The sequence below is a fragment of the Streptomyces griseomycini genome (genome assembly GCF_014203535.1).
Classification (GTDB): Bacteria; Actinomycetota; Actinomycetes; order Streptomycetales; family Streptomycetaceae; genus Streptomyces; species Streptomyces griseomycini.
This window is the reverse complement of record NZ_JACHJI010000018.1, coordinates 20,885-35,319: the sequence shown is the minus strand read 5'-3', so window position 1 is coordinate 35,319 and position 14,435 is coordinate 20,885. Positions and strand designations below refer to the sequence as shown.

The 14,435-nt window shown below is 70.0% G+C and carries 16 protein-coding genes and 5 pseudogenes; 7 read left to right on the top strand and 14 right to left on the bottom strand.

The window, feature by feature from the left end:
* Positions 1-26: 26 nt before the first annotated feature.
* Together FHS37_RS33300 and FHS37_RS33295 are read right to left on the bottom strand one after the other, a co-directional pair.
* Entirely contained in the window at positions 27-878 is an 852-nt protein-coding gene (locus tag FHS37_RS33300) for a DUF1963 domain-containing protein (RefSeq protein ID WP_184828151.1), read from the bottom strand.
* Between the two features lie 71 nt (positions 879-949).
* Entirely contained in the window at positions 950-2,488 is a 1,539-nt protein-coding gene (locus FHS37_RS33295) for a leucine-rich repeat domain-containing protein (RefSeq protein WP_229890241.1), read from the bottom strand.
* Positions 2,489-2,665: 177 nt separating this feature from the next.
* On the opposite strand from FHS37_RS33295, the gene FHS37_RS33290 reads away from it, so the two are divergent.
* On the top strand, positions 2,666-2,917 hold the full coding sequence (locus FHS37_RS33290; RefSeq protein ID WP_184828149.1) for a transposase: 252 nt from the start codon (positions 2,666-2,668) through the stop codon (positions 2,915-2,917).
* Between the two features lie 387 nt (positions 2,918-3,304).
* Here the strand turns inward: FHS37_RS33290 and FHS37_RS33285 are convergent.
* Both FHS37_RS33285 and FHS37_RS33280 read right to left on the bottom strand, forming a co-directional pair.
* Positions 3,305-3,562: pseudogene (locus FHS37_RS33285) on the bottom strand (hypothetical protein); the annotation flags it as partial.
* Positions 3,563-3,653: 91 nt separating this feature from the next.
* A complete protein-coding gene (locus tag FHS37_RS33280) occupies positions 3,654-4,184 on the bottom strand; it encodes a hypothetical protein (RefSeq protein ID WP_184828147.1) in 531 nt (176 codons plus the stop codon).
* 197 nt (positions 4,185-4,381) lie between these two features.
* Here FHS37_RS33280 and FHS37_RS38975 point away from each other — a divergent pair.
* The 3 genes and pseudogenes from FHS37_RS38975 to FHS37_RS41370 form a co-directional block, all read left to right on the top strand.
* Positions 4,382-4,718: pseudogene (locus FHS37_RS38975) on the top strand (response regulator transcription factor); the annotation flags it as partial.
* A gap of 245 nt (positions 4,719-4,963) precedes the next feature.
* Positions 4,964-6,571 carry an alpha/beta hydrolase gene (locus tag FHS37_RS33270; RefSeq protein ID WP_184828145.1) on the top strand — a complete coding sequence of 536 codons (1,608 nt, stop codon included), beginning with the start codon at positions 4,964-4,966 and terminating at the stop codon, positions 6,569-6,571.
* 65 nt (positions 6,572-6,636) lie between these two features.
* Positions 6,637-6,795, top strand: a pseudogene (locus tag FHS37_RS41370) (transposase); the annotation flags it as partial.
* Positions 6,796-6,809: 14 nt separating this feature from the next.
* Here the strand turns inward: FHS37_RS41370 and FHS37_RS33265 are convergent.
* Positions 6,810-7,030 (bottom strand): annotated as a pseudogene (locus tag FHS37_RS33265) (IS5/IS1182 family transposase); the annotation flags it as partial.
* Here FHS37_RS33265 and FHS37_RS33260 point away from each other — a divergent pair.
* Complete coding sequence (locus FHS37_RS33260) at positions 6,998-7,201, top strand: hypothetical protein (RefSeq protein WP_221500635.1); 204 nt, start codon at positions 6,998-7,000, stop codon at positions 7,199-7,201. The pseudogene FHS37_RS33265 and the gene FHS37_RS33260 sit on opposite strands and share 33 nt — an antisense overlap.
* 175 nt (positions 7,202-7,376) lie before the next feature.
* Here FHS37_RS33260 and FHS37_RS33255 read toward each other — a convergent pair whose 3' ends face one another.
* The gene (locus FHS37_RS33255) at positions 7,377-7,691 is read right to left on the bottom strand and encodes a hypothetical protein (protein ID WP_184828143.1); all 315 of its coding nucleotides are present in this window, start codon (positions 7,689-7,691) and stop codon (positions 7,377-7,379) included.
* A 638-nt stretch (positions 7,692-8,329) separates the two neighbouring features.
* Positions 8,330-8,887, bottom strand: coding sequence for a dihydrofolate reductase family protein (locus FHS37_RS33250; protein WP_184828141.1), 558 nt, complete (start codon positions 8,885-8,887; stop codon positions 8,330-8,332).
* A gap of 534 nt (positions 8,888-9,421) precedes the next feature.
* Between FHS37_RS33250 and FHS37_RS33245 the strand changes: the two genes are divergently transcribed.
* A complete protein-coding gene (locus FHS37_RS33245; protein WP_311136973.1) occupies positions 9,422-10,147 on the top strand; it encodes a transposase family protein in 726 nt (241 codons plus the stop codon).
* A gap of 55 nt (positions 10,148-10,202) precedes the next feature.
* Here FHS37_RS33245 and FHS37_RS33240 read toward each other — a convergent pair whose 3' ends face one another.
* The 6 genes from FHS37_RS33240 to FHS37_RS33215 form a co-directional block, all read right to left on the bottom strand.
* On the bottom strand, positions 10,203-10,388 hold the full coding sequence (locus tag FHS37_RS33240) for a hypothetical protein (RefSeq protein WP_184828139.1): 186 nt from the start codon (positions 10,386-10,388) through the stop codon (positions 10,203-10,205).
* Between the two features lie 86 nt (positions 10,389-10,474).
* Positions 10,475-10,639: a hypothetical protein gene (locus FHS37_RS33235; protein ID WP_184828137.1), complete on the bottom strand. Its 165-nt coding sequence runs from the start codon at positions 10,637-10,639 to the stop codon at positions 10,475-10,477.
* 10 nt (positions 10,640-10,649) lie between these two features.
* Positions 10,650-11,105, bottom strand: coding sequence for a hypothetical protein (locus FHS37_RS33230; protein WP_184828136.1), 456 nt, complete (start codon positions 11,103-11,105; stop codon positions 10,650-10,652).
* 27 nt (positions 11,106-11,132) lie between these two features.
* Complete coding sequence (locus FHS37_RS33225) at positions 11,133-11,366, bottom strand: hypothetical protein (protein WP_184828134.1); 234 nt, start codon at positions 11,364-11,366, stop codon at positions 11,133-11,135.
* Positions 11,263-11,838: a DUF6420 family protein gene (locus FHS37_RS38970; RefSeq protein ID WP_229890353.1), complete on the bottom strand. Its 576-nt coding sequence runs from the start codon at positions 11,836-11,838 to the stop codon at positions 11,263-11,265. The genes FHS37_RS33225 and FHS37_RS38970 overlap by 104 nt, the downstream gene beginning before the upstream one ends.
* A 547-nt stretch (positions 11,839-12,385) precedes the next feature.
* Positions 12,386-12,589 carry a cold-shock protein gene (locus tag FHS37_RS33215; RefSeq protein WP_184828130.1) on the bottom strand — a complete coding sequence of 68 codons (204 nt, stop codon included), beginning with the start codon at positions 12,587-12,589 and terminating at the stop codon, positions 12,386-12,388.
* A gap of 549 nt (positions 12,590-13,138) precedes the next feature.
* On the opposite strand from FHS37_RS33215, the pseudogene FHS37_RS33210 reads away from it, so the two are divergent.
* A pseudogene (locus tag FHS37_RS33210) lies at positions 13,139-13,414 on the top strand (helicase associated domain-containing protein); the annotation flags it as partial.
* Between the two features lie 622 nt (positions 13,415-14,036).
* Here FHS37_RS33210 and FHS37_RS33205 read toward each other — a convergent pair.
* A partial coding sequence (locus FHS37_RS33205; protein WP_511256445.1) for an SEL1-like repeat protein occupies positions 14,037-14,435 on the bottom strand: 399 nt, incomplete at its 5' end.

The window sequence follows — 14,435 nt, the reverse complement described above, 5'->3', positions numbered from 1 at the left end:
CATCTCGGGTCAGCGTCCTGCGGGTGTCACGGGTTCCAGGTCATGGTGGCGTAGACCCGGTCGAAGCGTCCCGCGACCAGGTCCTGTCGGGAGATCGACCAGGAGTAGAGGGCCATCTCCAAACCGTCGAGCCCATGCATCCACTGGGCGAGGCATACCCAGTCCTCGGGACGTACGTTCGTGTCGGGCGCGGGCAGTTCGCCTCGGGCCACCGCTCGTGCCGCTTCGCGCCCGGCTGCCACGCTGGGGTCTTCCGCCCAGTGCTCGTCCTCGGCGTATCCACCCAGCTGAAGCCCGCGGCCGATGCCCTCGCCCGGCATCTCCGTCCATACCTCGATCAGTTCGTTCGCATGGGGATGGTCCGGGTGACCCGCGCAGTCCAAGGGCTGCCCGGGAGCGTAGACCGAGGTGTAGTACGGCAGAGAGACATCGGTACTCAGGCGGAGCAGCCCTTCCGGGAGATCCGTTTCGTGGGGGTAGTTCTTCCATTCCGGGTCGAGGTCCACAGGGCGTTCCTCGACGGGTGTGCCGGCGGGAATGTGGAGTGCACTGCCCAGGTTTCCTTCCCCGATCCGGTCGGGGTCGGGATCGGCGAACAGCAGGAGGTGACCGTCGGCGGGCAGGTCGAGGTCGGTCACTCCTGAGGGCAGCGCTGCGAGGTCGATGGTGGCGGCGAGTTTGCACCACGGGTCGGGGGCGTCCGCGGGAAGCATGAGGGGCCCGCCGAGCCGGCCCACCACCGGCCCGTCCCCCCTGGTGCCCAGAAAGGCGCAGGGTCGGGCGGTGGCCACCCACCGCGCGATGTCGTCCGGGGAGATGCCCTCTGCGAGGGCCCTCTCACGGAACTCATTCAGTGTGTCCAGGTTTTCGGGGGACATGAGAAGTCTCCTTGCGGCCAGGTCGGTTCGACGGGAGGCGTCGTGCCGGGTGAGCGGCGGATCGTGAACGGTCAGCGGTGCAGCGTGACGGTCACGCCTCGTGCCCTGAGTTCGGTCACCACGGGGTGGGGGACGCCCGACGGCGAGGTCGCAATCCGTTCGGCCAGGTGGACATGTGCCAGCGCCGGCATGTCGAGCAGAGGCCCGAGATCCTGCAGGGACGGGCATCCACGCAGGTCGAGTTCCGCGAGGTGGGGCGAAGCGGTGAACAAGGTGATGTCCTGCAGTGCGGCCCAGCGCGGGCCGGCCACACTGAGTGAGCTGAGCCGTTCCACGGGTATGCCCTCGACCGAGGGGCAGTCGTTCAGGGAGCGGAGGGTCAGTTCGCGCAAGCCGGAGCAGTCCCGGAGGGCCCTGAGCGATTCCAGGTTCTCCATGTACAGCAGGGTCAGTGTGGTCAGCGGAGATCCGGACAGGTCACCGAGGTCGCGGACGGCGGAGCCGTTGATCATCAGCGTGCGCAGCGCGGGCAGGCGGTCGAGGCCCTTGAGGTCGGCCAGCGCGGAGCAACTGGTGAAAGTCAACTCCCGCAACGCCGGCAGCTCGCCCAGCCCTTCGGTGGTGCGCAGTGCCGCACTGCCGTGGATCCCGAGCTTCGTCAGCCGGGGGTGGCCGTCCAGCCCTTCGAGCGTCGTCAGCTCGTCGCATCTGTCGAGTTCGAGGGACTGGAGTCGAGGGAGAGCCGCGAACGGCGAGAGGTCGTGGAGCTGCTCGCCGCTCAGCTGGAGGTGGGCGAGGTTCGGCAGCCCGGCGAGTCCCTCCAGGTCCGTGAGGGACCCGCAGGAGCGGAGACTCAGGGATTCCAGAGCGCCGAGCGCCCCGCCGAACACACGGAGGGAGCGCACCTTGGTCCAACTCAACCTCAGCTGACGCAGACCGCTGAGGTTCAGCAAGGGCTCGAAATCCTCGACGGCGCCGCACCGGCTCAGGTCGAGGCGGGTGAGCCGGGAAAGACGGCCGATCGGGGTGAGGTCCTCCACGCTCGTGCAGCCACCGAGATCAAGGTCCGTGAGGCCGGTGAGTTCACCGACCTCGGTGAGGTCGGTGAGCCCGTCACACTGGTAGAAGTCGAGCTTCTCGAGCATCGTGAGATGCCGCAGACCGCGCAGGGAAGAGGCGTACGGCAGCCTCAGCTCCGTCCTGCCCTCCTGGCGGAACGCCGGAGCCAGCAGGTGCTCGGCGAAACTGTCCGGGTCACGGTCCGTCCTCCACAGACGGATGAGGAACTTGGACGCGTACGGGTCCAGAGGGGTGAACCGGGCAGCCAGTTTCAGGGCATGCCCGCCGTCACCCGGCACGGACAGGGAAACCAGTTTCCTGACGGCCTTGCGCGCGCGGTACGCCGGGGCCTCCAGGTCCTCGCAGAAACCGAACGGATCTCCGTCGGCGATCGCCCACAACCGGAGCAGTTCCTCGGTGGAGCAGTCGGACATGCCGCTGTACCGCACGGCCAGCTCCAACGCCGCGTCGCCGCCGCCGGACGCTGCCAGCAGCATGAGCTCTCTGACCGCCTCACCCGCCTCGGCGGGACTCGCGGTTTCCAGAAGCACCCTTAACTGCCTTGTTCGCGCTGCTGTGTTGTCGTCCTGTGTGTCATCGGTGGGCACACCGGGGGAAGTTGGTTGTGTCATGGGAGGACTCTAGGGGTCAGGTGTGACATGAAGCTTCCTCTTGATCGTGGACACCTGGAAACTGAGATCCTGAGGTTCCAGAGGAAGTAGCACCAGGTGGGAAACAAGTACACGAAGCGGTACACCGAGGAGTTCAAGCGGGACGCGATCGCGCTCGTCGGTTCCTCGGGCAAGACGGTCACCGCCGTCGCCCGGGAACCCGGCATCAGCTTCGAGTCCCTGCACGGCTGGTACCGGCGGGTGAACCGTAAACACGTCGCCCGCGCGATGCGTGAGCGCGGCGTCACCCGGCGCAGGCGGTGTCCGCTGACCCGGTCCGTACGACGACCAGGCCCGCCCCGGACCTGATCGGCCGCGACCTCCATGCCGAGCGCCTCGGGACCGAGCCGGTCTGCGGCATCGCCTATCTGCCCACCGCAGAGGCCGGTTCTCCCTCGCCTGCCGACCGGACCTGGCCACCCACGAGGTCGTCGGCTACGCCATGACCGACCACCGCCGAGCCGAACTCGTCGTCGACACTCTCGACATGGCCCACGGCCGGGACGGTCTGGAGCCCGGCTGCGCTGCTGCCCGGACCTGCGGCAGCGGGCCGTCCCCGGCCTGACCCGGGCCGCTGTTCGTCGATGCCGCCTCTTCCCCGTGCCTGGCGGGAGGGGTGACGTCACGGTGTGTGGTCAGCCACGGCGGCCGAACAGGGCACGGCGGAGCCTGGACGGCTCCTGGCCGTGGCTGTTTTCCGGAGCCGGCTGTGCGGGGCTCGCCGAGGTACGGGTCATACAGGGCGCGGCCGCCGGACCACCGGGAGAGCTCGATGGTCAGGGCGACGCCGTCGTCGACCTCCTCGGTCCGCCACCCGTGGATGTCCAGAAGCAGGCCGTCCAGCGGCCCGCCGACCAGTTCGGCGTAGGTGCGGTGCGAGAGCGGGCCGGAGTGGGGGCCGTCGTGCTCCGCGCCGTAGACGCGGCCGTTCAGCAGCTGCTCGTCGCCGTTCATCCGGTCAGCTTTCCAGCCGTCACCGATAACCGGGCAGGGCCGGCGGGCCCGGCCTGGGCGGAGGCCGAGCCCGCCGCCGGGCTGCGCGAGCTCAGGACTTGATCTGGCTGGGCAGTCCCGAACGGGGGGTCGGCTTCCCCGTCCCGAGGAGGTCCGAGAGGGTGCGGGTGCCCAGATGCCCCGCCTGGCGAGGCAGCGGGTAGCGGGTAGCGGGTAGCGGGTAGCGCCAGATCTTCGCGCGCGGCCCGTGATGATCGAGCTCGGCGAGGGTGGTTGCGGCGACGGTGAGCTTGCCGGTGTGGACGGAGGCCGGTTGGTGCGCCGCGGTGAGCAGGACGGCGATGCGGTTGTCGAACGCGGTGGTGCCGGCTCCGTCACACACGAGGAGCACGGGCGGGAAGATTTCTTCGGTGCGCGGGCAGCGGGTCAGCCACGCTTGCTTGCCGGTGCTCTTCCACACGTTGGTGCGGTACTCGTCGTGGGCGGTCAGCTTGGCGAAGACCATCGACGCGCGGTCCACCTCTGCGAACACGTGCGGCAGGTTGGTGTAGGGCAGGTGGACCAGGGCGTCGGCCACGAGGCTCTGGTGGCGGGGCAGGGGGTGGGGGTGGGCGACTTCCACTTCCCGGTCCCCCAGCGTGCCGACGCCGCGCCGGTAGAAGGCGATGGCGCGCTGTGTGACGGCCAGGGCGTGCCAGGCCGCGAGCGAGGAGGCGGCCTTCTCTCCGGTGACCGGCGTCCACGGTCGAACGCGAAGTCGAGGGAGAGCGCCATCTCGGGTCCGGGTTGGGCCAGGAACCAGCGGGACTTCATCCAGCCCTTATCAACGCGGTACGCGTCGTCGCCCGCGGCGAGTCCCTCCTGGCCCCCGCCGTCACCCGCACCCTGATCGGCCGCTTCTCCGAACGCGTACGCCCCTCCGCCGCCACCGAGCGCGAGCGCATCAAGGTTCTCCCCCCTCGCGAGCGCGAGATCCTCCTCCTCATCAACGAGGGCCTGTAGAACGCGGAAATCGCCCACCGAACTGGTCATCAGCCACGAGACCGTGAAGACCTACGTCTCCCGCATTCCCACCCAACTGGATCTCCGCGACCGCGTCCAGGCGGTGGTCCTGGCCTATCGGGCGGGGTGGGCTGGGGACGGCAACCGAGCCTGACGGCCCTGTGATGCCGTGCGGCGCGGCAAGCTGGCAGCAGCCGCTCGTTCCCGCCCACAGCTCATCCGATACACCCCGCGGCGGCCGCTCCGTTCTCAGGGTCGGCCCAGGATCCCCCGGGCGAGCTACCTGCTTTGTCCTCTCCGGGGTGACGCGCGCCACCGGTGGTCCCTTGTTGAGTTGACTCGAATCGTCAACACAACGGCCGGGCAAGGCCGACCAGCCCAGTAGCCAAGGACAACACCATGACCACGACACTCAGTTCCGCGCAGCACGGTTTCCCCAAAGGCCGCCGAATCGCCGCAGCTCTGCTGGTTTCCACGCTGGCGGGAACCCCCCTGGTCGGGTGTGGTGCCGACGCCAAGGGCCCGCAACCGGCCAAGGTCTCCGGCAAGAGCGTCGACGAGACCGCGGGCGACTCCAAGATCACCTGGGGCAGGTGCCCGGCCCTGGCCGAGGGACAAACCCGTGACCCCCACCTGGCCTGTGGAACGTTGGAGGTACCACTCGACTACCGGAACCCGGGCGGCATGAAGATCGATGTGGCGGTCTCCCGGCTGTCCACCGCACAGCCCGGGAAGCGACATGGCGTTCTGCTGCTGAACCCCGGCGGGCCGGCCCTGGGCGGTCTCGGCATGCCCGAAACCATGGCGTCCACACTGCCGAAGTCCGTGCTGGACCGCTACGACCTGATCGGTTTCGACCCGCGCGGCGTCGAACACAGCACCCCGCAGAGTTGCGGTCTGCACGACCCCAGCGTGTCCGGGCTCTTCCCCTATCCTGCCGCGGACGGCTCGATCACCAAGAACGTGGCCCTCGCCAAAGCCGACGCCGAGCAGTGCGCCGACACGGTGGGCAAGAACCTGCGGTACTACAACACCACCAACACCGCCCGCGACATGGACCGCATCCGCCAGGCGCTCGGTGAGAAGAAGATCTCCTACTGGGGCCAGTCCTACGGCACCTACCTCGGCGCCGTCTACCGCTCCCTCTTCCAGGACCACACCGACCGGATGATCCTGGAAGGCAACGTCGACCCCACCAAGGTATGGGCCGACCAGGTGGCGGACACCTGGGGCAAGGGCATGGCCGATCGGTTCCCCGATGCCGCCCGTGTCGCCGCGGCGCAGGCCGGCACCCTCAAGCTGGGCACGAACGTCGCGCAGGTGACCCGCACCTACCTCACCCTCGCCGACCGGCTCGACCGCACGCCCGCAGCGATTCCCGGCGCATCGGTGTCGCTGGACGGGGCGCTGCTGCGGAACACGACCTACGCCCTGCTTCTGCAGAACAACACCCTTCCCGTGCTCGCCAAGTTCTGGAAGGCCGCCGACAACCTGGCCCACGGCAGCACCACGGCCGCCGACACCGCAGTTCTCAAGGAGGTATTCGCCGACACACCGACGTCCCCGGGCATCCCCGCGGACAACCAGGCCACCATGTTCATGGCTCTCACCTGTGGCGACGCCGAATGGACGCGCGACGTCGACGGCTACGCCGCCCGCACCACCGCCGACCGCGAGAAGTGGCCGCTCACCGCGGGCATGCCCGCCAACATCTGGGCATGCGCCTACTGGGACAAGCCGGTCGAGGCGACCGCCAAGGTCGTGAAGGGCGGCCCGCGCAACACCCTGATCCTGCAGAACCGCCGGGACAATGCCACCCCGTGGGAAAGCGGCGTCGGGCTGCACAAGTCTTTCGGCGACGGCTCTGCCTTCGTCGGCGTCGACAACGGCGGGCACCACGTCTACGGCGAAGGTTCCGCATGCACCGACAAGGCCACCGTCGACTTCCTGACCACCGGCCGCCTGCCGGACAGGAACGTCTACTGCACCGACGTCACCCAGAAGTAAACCGCCGGAACGCAGTGCTTCCCTGTCCGGCCGGGACTGCAAGACGCTCGGTGTGACTCCCGGTCATGGAAGATGCATCGATAACCAGCAACAACACGGCCGAGGCCGGGTCCGTCGAGTCGTCTGAAGCGACGCCGGCAAAGTCTGTGGACGACCAGCTGATCCACGAGCTGGTTGGCCGGGCTCAGGCCGAGGGCCCTCAGCTGACCGGTGAGGGCGGGCTGCCCCCGGAGGGCAAAATCGCGCCGTCGGCACCCCGGTAGCCCTTGCGGCCCGGCACGTGATGTCGGCCTCGGCGAGGACGTCGATGATGCCGTGTTCGCGAGCCGCGCGGACGGCCTGGACAGCTTCGGGCAAGGCCGGTGAGGCCCACAGCAGCCGGCCGAAGGGACCGGCGAGGACCTGCACGTTCATCCCGCGCCTCTTGTGCTTCCCCGAATAGCAGGGCCACTCGGCGGCGGTCTCCCCCAGCTCGTCGTCGCGGTGCTGGCCGCCACCGGGGCGGGCAAGCTCGCCCGCCTGAGCGGTGCCACCCGCCCCGCCGCCCTCACCCGCGCCGCCACCGCCTTCACCGCGGTCCTCACCCTCACCGCCACGATGGCCGGTGCCCTCACCGTCTTCCTCACCTGACCCAGCCCACCGGCCACGGGTCGACACCGGTGTCGGGGCCCTGGTTCCCTTCCCGAACCGTCACTGCGGCGGCGTCGTAACGACTAGAAGTGCTCTCCGCGGCGCGGATGCACGTCCACCCCGATGCCGGGCACCCACAGGTCGCCGTTATCGCCGACGCTGATGTCCCAGGCGGTCACCTCGTCCGGGCACACGGTGCCGCGGGCTGGACCAGGACGTGGTCCGGCGGTGGTGTTCGGGTGCGGCGGACGGCCATGTCGTCATCTTCGAGTGGGCGGGTGGGTAGAGGGGCTGCGGTGGGGTTGGTGCAGTCGTCGTGCGGGTCGGTGAGGGCCGAGAGGACGACCTGAAGCATCTCGGCGAAGCAGGGGCCGGGAGCGGGGATTTCGACATCGGGGTGTCGGCGGTATCCGTCGCTGACGGCTGCGGTGGTGTAGGACATGACAGCGAGGGTGGTGTCGCTGTAGGTGCGGTCGCTGTCGGCGGTCATCTGCACGACCATGCGCAGGACGCGAGCTCGGTCCGGCGCTGCTCGGCCGTCTTGCTCAGAGGATCGAAGACGCCGATACCGAAGGAGTTGAGCCGCGGATGCTGCTGCATCACCTCAGCCGAGTCAGCGATCTGTCGGCGGGCAACCAGACACGCCGTTCCAGTGCGGATCGGCCGTGCGTCATGGCCGTCGGCCAGTGGTCGCTTGAAGGGGAAAGGAAAGGGAGCGGCGGGTAGAGGCGGGGCCGGCACCGTCTCCGGCGCCGTTGTGTCGAAGAGCGGTACCACGGCGGCCGGCCCGGGACCCGGCCGCCCCGTCCAGGCGGTGCTCGTCCAGTACGGCGGTGTCGAGCGCCTCCCGGCCGGGGCGGTGCTCTGGAAGACGGCGCTGTCCTCCTCGACGCCCGGCCGGTGGATCGCCCGGCTCTGCGCAACATGCTCCGGCCGCATCGGCGCAATGCGCGCGCAGGCGCGGCGCCCCTACACACACGTCGCCTCGATGCCGAGTCCGGTGAGCAGACCGCACACGCGCCGCTCGATCTCGTCGCGGATCGGCCCGGCCACTGCGACGCCCTGCTCCTCCCCGCGGCCCGGGTCTCACCTGGCCCGGCCGCCGGCCGCGTCACCGACCGGTGCGGCTCAGCGGGTCCGGTAGCGCGCGTAGATCAGTCCGCTGTCGAAGGCACGCTCCTCGACCAGCTCGAGATCGAGGCGCACGCCGTCGGGGAAGAACCGCTTGCCGCCGCCGACCACGCTCGTGGTGATGAACAGGTGGTACTCGTCCACCAGGCCGGCCGCGATCGCCTGGGCCGCGAGGTTCGGACCGTCGACGGTGAGGTCGTGATCAGCCTCGGCCTTGAGCCTGCGCACCGCGTCCGGGTCGAAGGTCCGCTCGATCCTGGTCTTCGCGCTGGACACCGACTCGAGCGTCGTGGAGTACACGATCTTCTCCGCGGCCTGCCAGTCATGGGCGTACTGCAGGACGTGCGGCGGCTGGTCGGGTTCGGTGTGCGCGGTCTCCCAGTAGACCATCGTCTCGTACATCCGCCGGCCGTAGAGGTACGTGCCGACGGGGCGGAAGAGGTCACCGATGAAGGTGTGCACCTCCTGGTCCTCGGCCCCGGTGCCGAGGTCGCCCTCCGCCGCCTCGGCGTAGCCGTCGAGCGAGGTGACCATCGAGTAGATGAGCTTGGCCATGCGTCTCCTTCGGGTACGAGCGCGTCCGCCTGCCGGCGGTCCCGCAGACTGTGACCTCCACACGAACCGGAACTCATCGATCGGCCGGCCGGTTCCTCCGCCAACCGTCACATCCCGAACGAAGCACACCTCGTCAACGGGTTGCCCACACCGTTCCACGCCCCGGCCACCCCCTACGCGAAGCGAGTGGCCCACCACCGGCCGGAGGACATCATCACGAGCACCCGTGTCATAACTGCGCACCCACTCCCACAACAGCCCCTGACGAGCTCGTGCACGATAGGTGGTGAGGCGTCGAGCTCCTGATCGTCGATCATGGTCGTGTGGTGGGGAACGCGTCCCGTGCGGCGATCGTCAGCGACCGGAGGATCACCGGCCTGTCGGCCGACCTGATTGCTGGACTCGTCGCAGAGCTGGATCCGTTGTGGCACGAACGGCACCAGGCCAGACTTGCGTCCCGGCCGCGGAAGCGGGCTGTGGGCGCGGGTGCGAAGCACCGGCTGGTCCTCGTCGACCGGCGCCCCGCCCCCCCTCGTGCACCTCCGGCACGCGACCACGCACGACGTGCCGGCCTGCTGGTTCGATGTGGACCGCTCCACCGTCACCCGCGCCATCGGCGAGGCGCGACCGCTGCTCGCCGAGCGAGGACGCACGGTGAGCCCCGGCCTTCGACCACGGACTCCGGCCGAGGTGATTGATCACCTCGGTGCCGACGGGAAGACCGGGACCATCGACAGCACCGAGATCCGGGTCCGGCGGCCGGCCGCCGGGCGCAGGGACCGGGATCGATCCATCTCCGGCAAGAACAAGCAGAACGCGGTCAGGACCATGGTCGTCACGGACGGCGACGGCCGGGTGCTGTTCTGCAGGCCGACCAGCCCCGGAAGCTGCGCGGACATCACCCACGCCCGCCGGCTCGGGCTGGTCGAGCTCCTGGCCGACGGACCTGCGATGGCGATCCTCGCCGACGCCGGTTACCAGGGGCTGGGCGCCCAGACCGGTGGACGGATGATCACACCACCGCACCGCAAGTTCAAGAAGAACGCTCCCGACCGGTACGAGGAGATGTACGAGCGCCGGCGCAAAGCCCACTCCTCGAGGCGGATCCGTGTCGAGCACGGCATCGCCCACCTGGAGAACTGGCGTGCTCTGACCCGCCACCTCGGCCGCCGCGAGCACATGAGCCACACCGTCCAGGCCGTCGCCGGTCCGCTGTCCCACCAGCAGACCGCGGACCTGGCATCAGCACGACCGATGTGAACGCCGAACCCCGCCGCGATTCTCGACGCCTCACCGCCTCACGTGCACGAACTCGTTACAGAGCGGTGGGAGGGATCTTCGGGTCGAAGACGTTCCGCGGCGCGCTCGGCTGGGAGGCGGACGTCCGGCGCAGTACCTGGGCGAGGTCGCGGTGTATGCGGTCGGCTTCCCCGCGGACCTGGACGGGGACGTCGCCGCGTTCGGCGACGAGGCGGTCGTAGACGGGGGTCTGCTGGAACACGGTGGGGTTTCCCTTCAATGGGCGGTTCGCCGGGCCGGCGCAGCATACGGACCCGGGGATCACTCCCCCTCGCCCGGGCAGCGCATTCAGGCCAGGACGGCGGGGACGGCGTCCTCGGTCGTCCGGTCGCCGTCGAAGAACACGGCAACCCGGCGGGCATGGTCGTCGGGGAGCCGGCGGGTGCGGTGTTTGGTGCGGACTGTCGGTCTGTGCAGGTGGGCGGCCTGCTTCGTCTGGTCCGTCAGGCGCACGGTGCAGGCTTCAGGCCCTGGCTCGTTCCGCGTGAAACCGGCCCTGTCGTCGTTGTCGGGGCTCGAGGAAGCGGGCGTTGTCCGGGAGCTGCTCGCTGAACCGGTCGGGAATCGTACCCATCAGCCATAGCCAGCGCGCGTTGCGTACGGTCTCGCCCTCCAGCAGGACGTACGGACGGTCGGCACGGCTGGTGTATCCGGTCTCGGGCGGGCGGCCCTGCTCCTGGGTCCATGTCATGTGGTGGCGTCCGTCGACGCGCAGCACGCGCCGGCCGTCGGGATCCTGGTCGCCGAGCTGTCGGTAGCCGATGCAGGTCAGCCAGAAGTCGCACGAGCGGCACACCCGCCACCGTGCCATGCGTTCGCCCACGCCTGCGATCTCCGCCGTCGATCCCTTGCCGGGGCACAGCTTGCGGTCGAAGACCTCGTGCCGCGTGTGCGGGCACGCACCTGCCTGCCGAACCACGACTCACCTTTCCTCGGTGCCCGGCCGTCAGCGCCCGCGACGCGGCGGCCGGCTCGGCGTGGGCACCGTGACCGGCTCGATCGCCCGGAGCGGCGTCGTCCATTCGGTGCCGCCACCCTCAGGGATCAGCCAGGCCACCGGTTTCGGCGTGTCGCCGTCAGTGGCGACGGCCCGCGGCACACCGGTCCGCCCGGACACCGTGCCGCGGACCAAGCGGCCGATGAGCCGGTGCCTGTCGTGCAGCATGCTCATCGCGGTCATCCCAGCATCCCCGTTCGCAAGAGCGGCACCAGGAACAGCGCACGCTCACACCCTGCTTGTGCAGCTCGATGATCTCGCAGTGTCGCAGCTCATGGGACCAGTTCGGGGCGATGGCCGTCGGCCACCGCACGATGGCCATGTCCATCGCGCCCCACTTGACCGGTTCCCGCACCCGCCTGCAGCCTTTCCTGGGCAGCGGGTCGGGCTGCCCGCAGGGGTCGGTGACCGTCTCGGTGATCGTGATGTTCCGCGCGGCAGCAGCGGGCTCGATGCTGCCTGCCGAGAACTCGAAGTGGCGGAAGACGCCGTCATGGTCGGCGGCGCGGTGCTGGCAACCCTGCCGCACGCAGTGCCCCTCGGCGGCCAGGGCCAGGCGCTGGAAGGCCGCGTTCCTCTCCATGGTCGCCTGAGCGGAACAGCCGAGGTGCTCCAGCGTGATCCGGTGATGGGTGGCGGCCCGCTGCGTGGTCAGCCGCCCGCCGCCATGGGTGCAGCGGCCGCCGTCGCGGAAGTACGCATCGCCCAGATCTTCGGAGGCGAGGTCGCAGGCGCTGCTTGTCGGGGTCAGCAGCCTGGGCAGCGAAGAGCGGCCACGACGTGCTGCGGGGGCAGGACGGGGGTGAGGGAGCGCGGGCCGCTGCCGTCGGTGTCAGCCGTATCCGGCAGCCGGGCGCGGTGGGTCTGGTCATGCCTGGACGATGTGGCCGGGCTCTTGGGCGCGTGTGTGGATCATTGGTTCATGTCCGTGCACGCGGCGCACGGGCACGGTGTGGCTGCACCGGTGGAGCGGTGCAGGTGGGCGGGCGGTCCCGCAGGCTGCGCAAGGCGTGCGGGGTGCGCAGGCGCCGTCGGGGGTTCGGCCCCGTCGCTCCGCCCGCCCGGGTGATCATTGTGCGGCTTGTCCGGTTGCCGGCCGGCCACGGCGCACCAGCAGCGCACCGCCAGTTCCCCGAACAGCTCATAGACGCTCACCCAGGTCAGCCACAGACCGGAGGCCGGGCACCAGTCGGTGTCATCGCTCAGGCCGGGGTGACGTTCTCGGCCTGCGGCCCCTTCGGTCCCTGGGTGATGTCGAAGCGGACCTTCTGGCCCTCTTGCAGTTCCCGGTAGCCGCCGCCGGCAATGGCCGAGTAGTGGACGAACACATCAGGCCCGCCGCCGTCCTGCTCGATGAAGCCGAAGCCTTTTTCCGCGTTGAACCACTTCACCGTGCCGGTGGCCATGTCGGTCTCCCTCGTCAACGATCGGGCGGCGCAGCACCGTGCCACGCGGCCACAGACTGGATCATCACGGATCAAGCGGGCGCTGGAAAGGAGAAACGCCCTGGAGTCACACTCGGCGACAGCAGACCGGCCCTGGTGCAGCCATGAACGAGGTGGGCTGCACGTGGTCGAGCGGCCCGTGCGGCGTCGATGTCAGCATCGTACCGGTCCCGGTCAGGCGCGGCACGCTCGCCAGATGATGTTGAAGGCCGGTGACCAGGAGTCGGCCGTCCTCGGCCAGAAGGCGGCGGCTCAGGCCGAGCGGGGGGAGCCGGCCCTGCCGGGCCCTCGTGACTCCGGTGCCGAGGAAAGATCACCCGCACCCGATACTCCGAGGCGTTCTCACATGCGCCCGCCCGCTTCCCTGGGGGCTGCGGCCCGCTCGGTGCCGGGCGATGGGGCGCGGGGCGGGCAGGCGACGGGGGATGCCTGCCCGCCCCGCGCGCGACGGCCCGCACGGAGGACGCGGGCCTCGCGGAGCCGTGGGTGCGGCCCACCGGTTGCAGCGCACCGGCCCCGACCCCGGCGGCCGGGCGCGCAACGAAGGGCCTGAGCAAGGCGCAGCAGGCGTTTCAGCGCGGTCTGGCAGCCCTCGCCCAGTGGGGCGAGCGGGAAGGTCATCGGCCTGTCCCGCGCGGCCACGGCGAGGAGATCACGGTGGATGGTGCGGCGGAGCCGGTGGCCGTGAAGCTGGGCGTATGGGTCTCGAACACCAAGTTCAGGCGCGACAAGCTCACCTCGGAGCAGTTGGTCGCGCTGCGGGAGCTGGGCATGGAATGGGCATAGGGCCGAGATATGGGGGTGTGTGGCTCATTGCCAGGGTGGTGTGGGTGTACCGTCCGAGTCCAGGCCGTTGGGCCATCGCTCTGCGTCGTGGAGGTAGTCGGCGGCGGCGTCGGTGAGGAAGGCCTGTGGCAGGTGCAGGCCGACACCGAGGCGGCGGGCGTCCATCGCCGCCTCCAGCAGTGCTCGGGCGGCCGGACTGCCGTGCAGGACGGCCGGCCATCGACGGTGAGGACGAGGCGGTAGCGGCCCGGGGTCATGCGCGTCGGACCCCGCGGTGTCGGCCGGACGCGCGCATGACGGCGGCCTCGGCCTGCGGTTGGACGAGCTGGTAGTGGACGGGGGGTCTGCTGTTCATGCAGATAATGTGCTCGACTTCGGCGGCCCGGCTGGAAGCCCGCATCGCAGTCCGCAAGGCGGTGCGCGGGGCGTGGAGCACCGAACACACGGTGCGCTGTCCGCCCCACCGGAGCAGGCCTCGCCGCCATGCGGATTCCGCGGCCGCCGGACAGGAACCGGCCCCCGCCGCAGAGCGGTTGTCGGTCCGGAGTCGGGCATCCCGCAAGCAGATCACGGCCGCCAGACTCAAGATCAGTTGCCTGAGCGTCGGCAAGGAGCGCGTGGATCACCGCCAACGAGGCGTCGGCGTACCGTCCGGATCCAAACCGTACGGCCACAGCCCTTTGAGCACCCTCTGGACGATGTAGAGGGCGAAGGGGTTGCCGTAGTCAACGACCTGTCGGGCCAAGGCCTCGGCACCTGCCCGGTCCCCGGCCTTCTCCCGCATCACGGCCAGGCGAGCCAGGGCGCTGGGGTCGCCGTGGCCGGCGGTCTGCTGGGCCAGGGTCTCGGCGCCCTCCCGGTCCCCGGCCCTCTCCCGCATCACGGCCAGGTCGGCCAGGGCATAGGCGTCGCCGTGGCCGGCGGCCTGCTGGGCCAGGGTCTCGGCGCCCTCCCGGTCCCCGGCCCTCTCCCGCATCACGGCCAGGTCGGCCAGGGCATAGGCGTCGCCGTGGCCGGCGGC

Excerpts from the sequence above, each read along its gene's own strand:
- FHS37_RS33300 (WP_184828151.1), bottom strand. The coding sequence starts at position 878 with ATGTCCCCCGAAAACCTGGACACACTGAATGAGTTCCGTGAGAGGGCC.
- FHS37_RS33270 (WP_184828145.1), top strand. The coding sequence starts at position 4,964 with ATGACCACGACACTCAGTTCCGCGCAGCACGGTTTCCCCAAAGGCCGC.
- FHS37_RS33255 (WP_184828143.1), bottom strand. The coding sequence starts at position 7,691 with ATGACCGCCGACAGCGACCGCACCTACAGCGACACCACCCTCGCTGTC.
- FHS37_RS33250 (WP_184828141.1), bottom strand. The coding sequence starts at position 8,887 with ATGGCCAAGCTCATCTACTCGATGGTCACCTCGCTCGACGGCTACGCC.
- FHS37_RS33225 (WP_184828134.1), bottom strand. The coding sequence starts at position 11,366 with ATGACCGCGATGAGCATGCTGCACGACAGGCACCGGCTCATCGGCCGC.
- FHS37_RS33215 (WP_184828130.1), bottom strand. The coding sequence starts at position 12,589 with ATGGCCACCGGCACGGTGAAGTGGTTCAACGCGGAAAAAGGCTTCGGC.